This window comes from Kitasatospora sp. NPDC089509, from assembly GCF_044749365.1.
Taxonomy (GTDB): Bacteria; Actinomycetota; Actinomycetes; order Streptomycetales; family Streptomycetaceae; genus Kitasatospora.
On the sequence record NZ_JBIVHS010000051.1, the window covers coordinates 1 to 12,220 of the forward strand.

The 12,220-nt window shown below is 65.7% G+C and carries 8 protein-coding genes and 1 pseudogene; 6 read left to right on the forward strand and 3 right to left on the reverse strand.

Annotated elements, in window-relative coordinates; translation table 11 throughout:
- Nucleotides 1-238: 238 nt before the first annotated feature.
- Nucleotides 239-653, reverse strand: a pseudogene (locus tag ACIP4P_RS44865) (transposase); the annotation flags it as partial.
- An 85-nt stretch (nt 654-738) separates the two neighbouring features.
- Complete coding sequence (locus ACIP4P_RS44870; protein WP_400930248.1) at nt 739-1,284, reverse strand: hypothetical protein; 546 nt, start codon at nt 1,282-1,284, stop codon at nt 739-741.
- Between the two features lie 1,564 nt (nt 1,285-2,848).
- On the opposite strand from ACIP4P_RS44870, the gene ACIP4P_RS44875 reads away from it, so the two are divergent.
- From ACIP4P_RS44875 to ACIP4P_RS44890, 4 genes are all read left to right on the forward strand, one after another.
- Nucleotides 2,849-3,037 carry a hypothetical protein gene (locus tag ACIP4P_RS44875; protein ID WP_400930251.1) on the forward strand — a complete coding sequence of 63 codons (189 nt, stop codon included), beginning with the start codon at nt 2,849-2,851 and terminating at the stop codon, nt 3,035-3,037.
- 57 nt (nt 3,038-3,094) lie between these two features.
- Entirely contained in the window at nt 3,095-3,247 is a 153-nt protein-coding gene (locus ACIP4P_RS44880; RefSeq protein WP_400930254.1) for a hypothetical protein, read from the forward strand.
- Nucleotides 3,248-3,478: 231 nt separating this feature from the next.
- Nucleotides 3,479-5,110, forward strand: coding sequence for a Dyp-type peroxidase (locus tag ACIP4P_RS44885; protein ID WP_400930257.1), 1,632 nt, complete (start codon nt 3,479-3,481; stop codon nt 5,108-5,110).
- Between the two features lie 1,003 nt (nt 5,111-6,113).
- Nucleotides 6,114-6,638, forward strand: coding sequence for a hypothetical protein (locus ACIP4P_RS44890; protein WP_400930260.1), 525 nt, complete (start codon nt 6,114-6,116; stop codon nt 6,636-6,638).
- Between the two features lie 470 nt (nt 6,639-7,108).
- Here ACIP4P_RS44890 and ACIP4P_RS44895 read toward each other — a convergent pair whose 3' ends face one another.
- A complete protein-coding gene (locus ACIP4P_RS44895) occupies nt 7,109-8,257 on the reverse strand; it encodes a sensor histidine kinase (RefSeq protein WP_400930262.1) in 1,149 nt (382 codons plus the stop codon).
- Between the two features lie 765 nt (nt 8,258-9,022).
- Between ACIP4P_RS44895 and ACIP4P_RS44900 the strand changes: the two genes are divergently transcribed.
- Together ACIP4P_RS44900 and ACIP4P_RS44905 are read left to right on the forward strand one after the other, a co-directional pair.
- Entirely contained in the window at nt 9,023-10,270 is a 1,248-nt protein-coding gene (locus tag ACIP4P_RS44900) for a hypothetical protein (RefSeq protein ID WP_400930265.1), read from the forward strand.
- A gap of 293 nt (nt 10,271-10,563) precedes the next feature.
- Nucleotides 10,564-11,847 carry a hypothetical protein gene (locus tag ACIP4P_RS44905; protein ID WP_400930268.1) on the forward strand — a complete coding sequence of 428 codons (1,284 nt, stop codon included), beginning with the start codon at nt 10,564-10,566 and terminating at the stop codon, nt 11,845-11,847.
- Nucleotides 11,848-12,220: the final 373 nt, after the last annotated feature.

Sequence of the window (12,220 nt, forward strand, 5' to 3'; positions counted from 1 at the left end):
GCGGCCAGCAGGGTTCGGCGGGAGAGCGCGTCCATGGTCACTCCGTTCATGTGGCGTTCGGCTGACGGCCGGCTCGCGTGCTGCGGGGGCGCGGCATGTCGAAGAGGCGCAGCGGACGGTCGTGATCGATCGCCCGATTGACGTAACCGAACCGGTGGGTCGAAACGTCAATGCTGTTCGACGGGTGGGAACGCCGTGCCGGGGCACGGAAACCGGCCCTCACGGTCCATGCCGAAACGCCCTCTCTACGCAGGATCGTCGGGACGGCGTCCAGCAGCGACAGCAGTTGGGTGACGTCGTGGCGATTGCCGCCGGTGGGTGTGACAGCGAGCGGAGGTCCATGGCAATCAACGATCAGGTGGTGCTTGGAGCCGGGGCGGACACGGTCGACGGGCGAGGGGCCAACGTGGTCACCCTTTTGAGAGTTCGGACATGCGAGCCGTCCACGGCGCGGTCGTCCAGATCCAACGCGTCCGCGCGGCGCGGTTCGGTCAGCAGGGTGGAATGCAGGCTCGGCCAGACGCCTGCCTCGGTCCAGTCCCGCAGCTGGCGAGAGCCGCCTTGTCAGGAACACGTATTCACCCGGGATGGCAGTGGCGCCGTTCGGGGGCGGGTGGCAGCAACGGCGCCACCCGCCCCCATAGGTCATCCGGAAAAGATCAGCATGCGCCCGGACACCCTGCCGATCAAGATCGTCGAGCGCAAGGCACGCGGCTCAACTCATTCTGAGGCGATCAGTTAGGTGTTGTCCGAACCGCGCCGGTCCGCTGTCTGCTGTGCGTTCCACTCGAACGACCCGGAGTCGCCATCGGCAATGTCGAGGGCGCCAGGCAGGGCGCGCACCACACCGGTGTCGGTGGCGATCCACGAGTGTTCTGGGTCGGTACTGAACTGTGCGATCTTGCCGTCTTCCGACATGATGAGAAGGTCCACCGACCCATGATCAAGCACTCGTGCAATCGAGCTGGTGTACGCCGGATTGCGCCGGAACCGCTCGAACATGTTCGCCGTATCTCCCGGCTCTATGCCGATGGAGTCCAGCTTGACCGCCGCGGTGAGTCGCTCCGTGGGGTGCATGTCGCCGAGGGTGTTGATCAGATTGCCGAACGTCGCCGAAGCGACGGGCATCTCCGAGGAGGCAGAGGCCTCGGCTAGGGCGACGGCGATCGCCGAGTCGACGAACACGTTGTCAAGCGCCCAGGAGCGATCAGGCAGCGGCAGGACATAGATGTTTTGGTCGGTGCGATTGGCTACGTGCACGTTGTTGTCGGTATCGAGCGTCATACGACCTTCTCCGATCCGGATATACAGGGCGTGATACGTCACACGATGCTGGCTTGTGCAGCCATTCCATCCAGCGACTCACGGAAGCATCCAGCACGCTGGCCACGATGCAAAGCATTTCATCATCTAGTGACACTGAGAATCTTGCGTTTTGTCAAATAGTGATAGGTGGCGATCCCGGCAGCAAGCGGTATACGCAGAGTAGATCCTGATCGCCAGACAGAGAGCTTTTCATCCCCGAGTTGGGCATGCCGGGGTGAATCTGTGCAATTGCCTGATAAGTCTGGGGCGGTGGCTGCATCCGCTGGTGCATGAGATCTATGGGATAGGGGCAGGCTGAGCGCGCTGGGAGGTGAGCGCCGGGAAGCGGCTCGGATACAGGCGGGCTGTTCGAGGGAAAGCCCCGGCCCCTGGAGGTCGCACGGTGGCCGCGATTGATCCAGAAGCCGACCTGCCAGTTGCACCAGCTGTGGCACTATGACGGCGCCGAGGCGCTCGCGCCATGCGCCTGATTGGTCGAGTGGGCTGCGTTGTTAGCCGCTGGGGCAGCAGCCGGTCCAGGGTGCACGAGGTGCCGAAGGAAGTCCGGACCCGATGGAGACTCAGGCTCGAATAGGGCTCTTGGGCGGGCTCGCTGTCGATGAGGACAGATCGGCGGCCCTGACGAGGGTGACGTGACCGTCATGGACATGGAGACGATGACCGTGCGTCGATTTCCCCAGGGCACCAGAGATTCCCGGGCCACCCGATAGCCAGACCGTCGTTCAAGCTGGTCAGGGCTGTCCAGGGTGGCCGTAAGGCCAGCGTGGAGCGCCGCCGAAGGCGCCCTTGACTGACCGGACCAGCCGCATACTCGGCCGTCGAGCGGCCCGGTCACGACCTCAGCCCAGGTGGGGAATTACGTGACGCTGATCATGAAGATCCTGGGGAATTACGTAACCGCTGGCAAGATCAACAAAGCGCTACCAGGACGCTCAGCAGCCGCCACTCCTTGATCAGAAACCTCGCTCGAAACGAGCCATACCCTTCGGAGAAAGACACATGGAAAGCACCCCCTGACTCCCTTCACGGCCGGGGGCATGCGCCTTTAGCATCCTCAAAACCAGCCTGCACGGGACGAGAGAAGAATGACCATGCCGAAGGATGATCCCGTCAAAATAAACCTCCGCCTTGGTAAGGCCTGCAACATGTTTGTCTCGACCTTTGCGTCTAGCTGCTCCGTGTCGGCGCCATGCCTGCCCAGGCGGCCAGACCTGGCGCGGCCTTCCCTGGGTGGCATTGCCCAGCACCGGGCCCCCGTGGTGGCCCACTCACATTAGGACGGCAGCATCCCAGCTTCGCGGGAGATGTCGGTCGCGGCCAGCCCGACCTGCCCAACAATGCGCACCCGGAGGGTCTTCTGGCGGACCTGGCCGGCCCCGCCCTGCTCTCACGCGGTCGGCACCGGTCCTCGTAGCCGTTCGCCGACGGCTACGCCCCCACGCAGGGCGCCGCGGCGAAGGTTCACGCCTGCGCCTGCCCCCGATCACGTGGCCTGATCAGCACGGTCAGTGCCAACCGCCAGGTGCTGAACGTCAAGGGTGACACCCATCGAAGCGCGGCCGCCTTCGGTACCCACGAGAGCGCCTACTCCGACAACGCCCGCTATCTGAACAAGGTGGGTGCGGGCGGCACTCGCATGAACGTGGCTCTCCCGGAACTCGACGGCCACGGTTCCTTGAGCCTAGCCACCTCGACAAGCAGTGCGACCTGATCCACCTGGCCGTCTCCACAGTCCCGGTCGACGGGACAACTACAACAGGACGCCGGGATGGCCAGGAGCGAGGTGGACAAAACCGCCAAGATCCTGGCGGACGGCCAGGTTTCGATCATCTCGATCTCCTTGGGGCCGGCTGCGAGCCCGATGGAACTCAGTCCGCCACGACCGCAGGCGGACGACTCGATGAACCAGCCCGCAGCCTGAAGAGCAGGAAGTGGTTGTTCATGCTCCCGTGTGCCAACCGAGTCGCGCCCGGCCGGCACGGACCATGTCAGGACGGCGGTCCGCAGTTCGCGAGCCTGCCAGCGGCTCCGTGCTGGGCACTCCCGCCGCTGGTTGCCTCGACCTGCCAGATGCGGCAGGTCCGTCGCTCCTGCCTCGGCAGATCCGCCAAGAACACGCAATCCGAAACCCATTCGACAAGGGAGAAGTGACATGTCGCCAGATTTTGAGACGAACCATGCCCGCGAAGCCGGTCCAATGATGCCCACCCGCCGAACGGTGACTGCAGCGGGGCTCTCCGCATTGGGCGCGGCCGGGCTGACGATGGCCGGCGTGACAGCAGCCCATGCGCAGCCAACCACAACCCTGCAGACACAGAACCGAGCAGTGCCGGAAGGGGACTTGCCGCTGCGTAACAGCGACGACATCCAGGGAGACGTCCTGGCAGGCTTCCGTAAGGACCAGGCGTCCTTTCTGATGCTTGGCTTCCGGGACGCAACGACCGCACGTGCATGGCTCGGGCGGGTCCTTCCGGAGATCGCCAGCACTCGCCAGGTTGCCGCCTTCAACACCCAGTTCAGCGAAGCCCGAAAGCAGGCCGGCGGCCATGATCCCCTTGGGCTCGTGGCGGACTGGACGGGACTCAGCCTCACCTACCGAGGTCTGACTCTGTTGGCAGGAAAGGAGCCCTTCCCACGGACAGGCGCCGACGCCTTCCGGCAGGGCCCGGCCAAGCGCTCAAAAGACATAGGCGACATCGAGACCAGTGCGCCACAAAACTGGCTGTTCGGTGCCCCGAGCGGGCCAGTCATCGATGCCGTACTAACCCTCGCTTCCGACGACCCAGCTCACCTGGCCAACACCGTTCACCGTCATCGAAAGCTTGCTGGCGACAACTGCGTCTCGGTGTTCTTCCAACAGGACGGGGCGACCCTGCCGGGCTCACTCAGGGGTCACGAGCACTTCGGGTTCGCCGACGGTGTCAGCCAGCCCGCCGTGCGCGGCTTCGACGCGGCGGATCCCAACGGCCACGACGCCCTCGGCAGGCCGGGGACGCGGATTCTGCCGCCCGAACAGTTCGTTGTCGGAGCCAACGGCGTCCGGCCGGCACTTCCCCGCTGGGCCACCAACGGATCGTTCCAGGTCATACGTCGCTTGGCCCAGAACGTCCCGGGCTGGCGCGCTCAGCTCGGGCCCCAGCTCGCCGCACTCAAGAAGGCGGGCGCAGCACCTGCCGCGGTCACCGACGGCTGGCTCGCCGCCCGGCTCGTGGGTCGCTGGCCCTCCGGTACCCCAGTCGCCCGCTGCCCCCTGGCCGACGTCCCTCCCGCCGCCGGTGCGACAGCGGACAACAGCATCGACTTCCATGACGACCAGGCCGGCCTCATCACCCCGCTCTTCTCCCATTTGCGCAAGACCAATCCCAGGGCCGGCCTCGCGCAGCGCGACGACGGTTCGCTGGACTTCAAGATTGCGGATGAGCGTCGCCTCATCCGCCGGGGCATCCCCTTTGGGCCGGCATTCGATCCTGCAGCTGCGCAGGGAACCAAAGGCACGGACGCTCCGCGTGGCCTGGTGTTCGTCAGTTACCAGGCCGACCTGGAGAGGCAGTTCGAGTTTCTTCAGCGCTCCTGGATCAACAATGCAAACTTCCCGCAGAATCAGAGCGGAGCGGATCCCGTGATCGGCAAGAGGGGTGACGTGCGCTTCGACACCGCGCGTGGTTCTGTGCCCCTTACATTCGACGCCTTCGTCCGCACAGAGGGAGCGCTCTATGCCTTCACCCCCGCGATCACGACCCTCCGCGAACTTGTCGCTGGCAGGTTAGACACCAGGGATGCCTAGAGCTGTTTTTATGATCATCAGATCACTGGTCGGCCATGCCGTTGCCAAGCGTGGTGGGCACGGGTGGAGCCGTTGTCGCCCAACCGAACGCCGAAGTGGGACGGGTAGTGGCATGACCGCTGGCAGGTGATCGACGCGACCACAAGAAAGGTCCAGACCGGCTTGCAGTGAATGCACCTGCCCACCGAGTACGGCGCATGGAGGGGCGCCTACACCCAGTTGCGGAACCAAGCGATCGACCGCAACTGGAAGCAGGGCTTCACCATACTGCTCGCCCAGGCTGACGCCGAGAGCCGCCCTGGACTGAGTGAGTCGTCGCGGTCGATGTCATGAGAGGGCACGCCCAGCAGAACGCGGCCGGGGCCCGCCAAAAGGGGCCTCGGCCGACAAGCCGCGCGACCACGCCATCGGGCGCTGGCGCGGCGGGCTGAACACGGAGATTCGCCTCGCCGTGGACGGCCGTTGCCGCTCGCTGTGCTTCCGCCTCACGCTCGGGCGGGCTGGCGACGCTCCCCCTTTCGAGCGCGTCACGGCCCGCCCTGCAGGGAGCTCGAGGAACGGGTAGGCCGCGCACTCGGCCCTCCGTGGTGCTGGCGGACCCGGCCTGCTCCTAGAGGGCTATCCACAAGCAGCAGTACGCGGAATCCGAGTGATGATCCCGCAGTCCACCGAGAACAGAGCGCCAACTGCAAACGCTGGACCGTCATGGTGGCGGACTGTCGGCCTCCGACCGCGAGGCCTGCATACAACGCAACACCGTCGAACGCTGTATCAATCACCTGAAGAATTGCCGCTTCCTGGCCACTTGCTACGAGAAGACCGCCACGGTCGGCCTGCCCGTACTCCACATCGCAGGCATCTTCATCTCGCCGCGCACTGACCCGTAAGAAAACCTCTGGGCCCAAGTACCTGAGGCAGATGGAGCCCTCTGGTTGACGCCAGGAGGCCAGCGGAACCGCGACAGCGACATTCCACCCTCTTTACTGCTGGACAACATAAACACTTGGAGACCATCTTGTCCAAATTCCAGCGAACTACTGGTTCGCGCACAGATGATAAGGCCTCCTCCGGCCTTCGGTCACGAGTGTCCCAACGCAGTCTGGCTGGAGATCCCTTCCCTCTGCTCCATGGCCTCGCCCTGACCACCCTGCGTGTCTGCCTGGGCCTGGTGTATGTATGGTTCGGGGCGCTCAAGGCTGCGGGCGTCAGCCCTGCGGCAGCGCTCGTCGTGGGAACCGCACCCTTCCCCACGCCTGACTGGTTCGTCGGGGCCCTCGGCTGGTTCGAAGTGGCATTGGGGCTGTGGATCGTCTTGGGCCGAATACTCAAGAAGGTTCTACCGTTTCTGGTTGCGCATATGACCGGCACATTCGGCGTCCTCGTTTTCATGCCATGGTCGGCGTTCCAACACGGCAACCCGCTCGTTCTCTCCATGACAGGCGAGTTCGTCGTGAAGAACCTCGTCCTTCTCGCCGCCGGCATCGTGGTGACTACTCGAAGCGACGCCCCCCGCAGGCGGGCTTCATAACATTTGTGAGTGAGCGTACTGTTGTGGGAGAACAGGTCGTCGGTGACCACGATGATGTCGCCAGCCGGGTTCACTTCCTCGACCTTCTGCAGGAACTGCTGGTAGATGGCACTGTTGTGGGAGGAGACGGTCATGATGTCCTGGCCGTCGGTCACACACAGTCCGCCATCTTCTCCGGCCTGCGGGAGTAGTCAACCTCGTTCTTGATGCGGTGGCCGTCCAGCGGCCGGCCCGGCGCCGACGGGAGGTGCGCGGGATCACTGGCCCGAGCTCGCCGGTGCACACCGCCGTCGCGCCGCCGGGCGGACGGGGCAGGGCACAGGCCAACGATCCGTGTCCTGGCCAGGACAGGCCAGCGAGGGTTCCGCCAGCGGCGAGGTAAGCAAGAGGGCGGCGGTAGGAGCAGTTCCGTTCCGGCTCCAGGTGCCACAGCCCATCCAGGCCGTCCAGCCCCGCGGTCTGTCGGCCGATCAGTGCTTGCGATCGGGCAACACGACGTGGATTCGATAGCCGTTGTCGGGCGTGGGGCCGTAGGTCAGCGTTCCCCGAAGACTCTCGGCCCGCTCCCGTAGCCCTATGACTCCGGCCTGAGAGCCCGGTAGTTGGAGCCGGGGTCGGGTCGCGGGGGTGTTAGTCACGGTGACCTCCAGCCCTGCCCCCGGCTGCTGGATCTCCACCAGGGCGCTCGCACCGGGGGCGTGCTTGCGTATGTTCGTAAGGGCCTCCTGGACGATCCGGTACACGGCTCGCTGAACGGCGGGGCTGGCGTCGTCGGGCATCGTGCCCAGGAGACGGGCGTCCAGGCTGCTGCCCGCCACCAGGTCCGCGAGTTGCTTCCCGGTGAGCTTCTGGGTGATCTCAGTGTCCCGGCCGCCGGAGGCACGCAGCAAGGTCACCATGTGCCGCAGCTCGTCGAGGGTGGCGACACTCAGTTTCCGGATCGTGCGTGCGGCCTGCTCGGTGTCATCGCAGCTGGCACCGACCTGCAAGGCGCCGGCCTGTACCGCGATAAGGCTGACCTGGTGGGACACCATGTCGTGCATCTCCCGCGCCAGCTGGACCCGTTCGCGCGCCAGGGCGGCCTGCGCGTGCAGTTCGCGCTGATGCTCCTGGGCGTCGTGGAGTTCGGCCAGGCTCCGGGCAAGCTCCCGACGGTTGCTGACCAGCCGTCCAAGTGAGACCGCCGCGCAGGCGGCGATGACCGAACTGGTCAGCTGGTATACGCAGAAGAGCGGGGTGGGCAGGAGCTCCGACGGAAGAGTGGCCTGCTGGTAGCAGACGTAGAGAGTCGTGACCGCGACGTACAGCGGCGCGCCGACCAGCGCCCTGTGCAGCGAGCGCTCGGCGAGCGTGTAAAGAATCACCAACATGGCCAGCATGTTGTATCCCTCCGTCACGAGTACTACTAAGAGAATCAGCGCGAACACCAGAGTCGGCTGCCGTCTGCGCAACAACAGGGCGAGCGCGGCAGTAGAGCCCAGGAGCGTCGCTGTCAAGTCCAGGTAGAGGCCCGTGTACGGCCAGTCCCCCTCGATGTCGTGCACCTTCAGAGCCTTCACGAGAGCATCGACCAGCGCGGCCGACGACAGCAGGACATCCGTCGCCCACTGCGGCAGCATCCGTCCGACTTTCAGCCTTGCCCACGCGTCCGTGGCCCACCCCGCTGCGCTCATCGGTTCCCGTTCTCGGCGAGCTGACCGTAGTAGTCAGGATGGCCGGCCTCCGGCCGGTCACCCCGTCCCCCATCGAGACCTTCAGATAGAGGAGCCAGCGCACCCGCTCGGCATCCGCAGCCGGAACGGCACTCATTGACGGGTGCTCAGCTCCATCCACAGACCTCTCCCTTCGTCATCCAAGATGGCTCGCGCACCGGCGATTGATCGTTTGCACGCTGTCGTTCACTGCCCAGAGCAATGCCCACGCGACGCCGCTCGCCCCGACCACCCAGGGCTGGCAGGCACCCGCGCGGTGGCACGGCAGCCCACGCTGGCCGCGGCAGAAAGGCAACCCCGTTTCACGGCGCAACTCAAGGGCGTCTCGACTAAGGCCCACATCCCTTCGGCGGCCACCGTGCGACCAGTGCCACGCAGCGGCCACTGCTCCCTTGGACCTCGCGGGGAATCATGTCTTCCGGCCCCTCTGACCGGCTGAAGGTCAAGGCCCTAGAACATACTTAGGGCAACCTAACTAGTACTACAGCAGGCCGGCAGTGGGGCTGACAGGCAACTGCATGGGCGACATGATCGTCTACCATCCAGTAACATCCTCCCGCTTGCACCGATAGGCCCATGTACGAGCGACACGTCAACTCACCCACGCCACCGCACCCGTTAAGGGTCGCCAGGGGATCTCTAGGGCTCTCCGAGATCGCATACATGCGCCTAGTGGCCGAGCAACTGGGCCGCGACCCCCGCACCGTCAAGTCCGGGAACAACGTGGCACGCTGGGAATCCGGCACGGTACCAGAACTCCCTACCTGCCATGCCATCGCCGCTATTCACGGCGTCAGCCAGCAGGCGGTCAAACAGCATGGCTGGCCGAACTTCCTCAACCTGGCCAACCATAACCAGGCGCTAAGTTCACCGTGGACGTTCGAGGGCACCTTGGTCGCACTGAACTCCCTGCCACACCACGCCCCGCACACGCCCAGCCCCGAGGTGACTGGACGTCCTCTCATGGAGTTCGCTCGCAAAGCGCTCAGCTCCGCGCTCGACCCGCCGGCCCGCACCACCAGCCACCCCGGTCCCGTCGCCGAGAAGCTCACGCGCAACGCGCGCGATCTGCACGACTGGTGGCGTGGCGGCGATCCGCTGACGGCCTACGACCTCGCCCAGGCCGACCTCGGCCTTACTGCACGCTTCCTGACCGAAATGCCCTACGACGACCCAGGCAGGCCGCAACTGCTCCTGGTCGCCTCCTTCAACAGCGAACTCTGCCGCGCAGTGAAGGCCAACCTCGGAGAGCACACACTGGCCGAACGGTATGGACTGCTGGCGGTCCGTACCGCGGCCCTCGCAGGGTCACCCCTGCGAACGGCCACGGCACTGGCCAACCTAGCCGCCGGCCACGCCCACGCCGGTAATCCCCGGGACGCGTTCGCCCTCAACGCCGCCGCACGCAGCCTCGTACCACGCCCCACCCCCCGTCTCGAAGCGCTCATCTCCGCCAGGGAAGCCCACGCGCACGCACGCATGCACGACTCCACCAGCAGCCTGCGAGCCCTGGACCGTGCCACGGAAGCGCTCACCATCGGCAGCGACGACAACGCTCTCTGGAACGATCTCGACGAGCAGTGGCTCGCTCACAGTAGCGGCAGAGCCTTGTCCGCCCTACGACGGCACAAGCAGGCCCTGGAACATTTCAACCACCTGCTCCGGGGGGCACTCCCTGCGCAGGCCACCACGCAGCCACTCCTCTACACCGCCAACGCCCTTCAACGCGCCGCCCGCACACAACTGGCCATAGGCGAGGTCGACGCGGCCGCTCATAGCGTGATCCAGGCCACCACGCTGTTCAGCCGAATACCTTCCTATTTGACCCAGCGTCAGCGACAGGCATTTCGGCGGTACTCCCGCGTTCCCGCAGTCCGTAGCATGCTCGACCTGCTCGCTGAAAAATCGGCACCGGGCTGACGCCACCCCCGCGAAACCCCAGGTACGGCCCGCCTCACCGAAGATGTACGCAGACCCCCACCCACCAGCACCCGGAGAGCCCCGCTGCACACCGCAAGCAGGCACGGCTGCCCTCCCCTGCAAAGGACCGTCGGCTGGTCCATACCAATAGCAATACGACCATACACCGTCGATGCCAGTGGCACAGCCCCCTACACGAGCAGGTAGCGTCTACTGGGGCGCAGTTACGAACTAACACCTGAAAGTGAAACACCGTCATGGCGCGACATCCTTTACAAGCAGCGCGCGAGAGCGTGGGACTGAGTACCAACGGCTATGCGAAACTGCTGGCGGACACCCACCGAGCCCTCGGCCATGGCCCCCTCAGTTCTGGTCAAGCCAGAGCAGCCATCCGGGAATCGAGCACCGATGCGCCCGGACACACCATCCAGCTCACCATCGCCCATATCCACCGCATACCCCCGCACCTACTATCCGCCCTCGGCTGGCCCGACTTCCTCCGCCTCGCCACCGCCGAAACCACCTCGTGGGACACTGACGCGCCGGCCAGACCCCCAGGCTTTCCCAGCTCGCCAGCCGACCGCAGCCCAGAGCCCCGTCCCACGGTCACCGGCCAAGCCCTTGCCGCCTTCATCCGTCGTGCCCTCGCCACCGTCGCCTCGTCTCGCCCGCGCGCGCAATCCGGTGCTCCACTTCACCCGGGCACCGTCGCAATGCTCGAGTCCCGAGCCATCGGACCGGACGAGGTACGTCAGCTCGCCCCCACCGCACTCCTGGCCTTCGCCACCACCGACCTGAGGCTGCTCACGGCCACCCTCGCTGATAGCGCCTACGACACCGGCACCAGTTCCCGGCTCCTGCATCTCACCGCGGACCTCGCTGGCCTGTGCGGGGTCGTCCATAGCACGCTTGGTGACACGGCTCAGGCCGAACGCTACCTGCTGGCCGCCGTGCAGGCGTCTTCAACCGCGGGGGGCCCCGTGCACGCCGCAGTAAGCCTGTGTGTGCTGGCCATTCAGCACAACAACAACGGCGCCCCCCTGGACGCTCTCACCCTGATCGAAGCCGCACGTTCCATCAATCCGAACGCGACGCAGCAGGCCGCCCTGCTCCTCCACACCCAGGAAGCCCGCGCCCGTGCCGGAATGCTCGACTCCACCGCCAGCTTTAGGGCTCTTGACCGTGCCTTCGACAACCTTACTGAGGCACCGTGCGAGGACTCGCCGATTCTCTCGGTTGCCGACGAGTGCCCACTCTCCATCACCGCAGGCACGGTCTGGTTGCGCCTCGGCAAACCCCGGCAGGCACTGAAACACCTCGAACGTCTCTCCGACGGCGCCCTCTCACATCTCAACCCGTCGTCCATCTTCATCACCCGCGCCCTGGTGTACACAACCGACGCATACATGGCCCTCAACGACATCGACAGCGCCGTCCATATTGCCCACCGCATCGCGGACCTCAACCCCCACATGCCAGCTAGCCTTATCCGCCGCTTCCACAAACAGTTCCGCCATCACTGGTCCGCACCCGCCGTCCGCAACCTCTTCGAGCGCCTCACCCCTGCCTCCGTCTGATGCCACATACGCCATCACCACGAGCGAAGCCGCTCCCTGAGCGCCCAAAAGGGATGCGCAGGCGGTGGTTCACGGCCCGCACAACGTCACCCGCCCCCGGCCCGCGACCTTCACCGTGACCACCCCCAGTACACCCGGATCACCGGTTTCGACCTGGACTGCCCCACCTGCATCCTCGGCATCACCCGCCGGCCCTACCCTGCCCAGCTGCCGACGCTTCGGCACTGTCAACGGACACAGAGATGCCCAGGGGGATGGTAGAGGGGCGTGTCGGCCCCGGACGCGCACATGGGCCCGCCCCCGGCGCACGGCCGGGGGCGGGCCCAGACGGGACTGCGGAGCGCGGCGGGCGGTCAGCGGTCCCAGCGGTAGA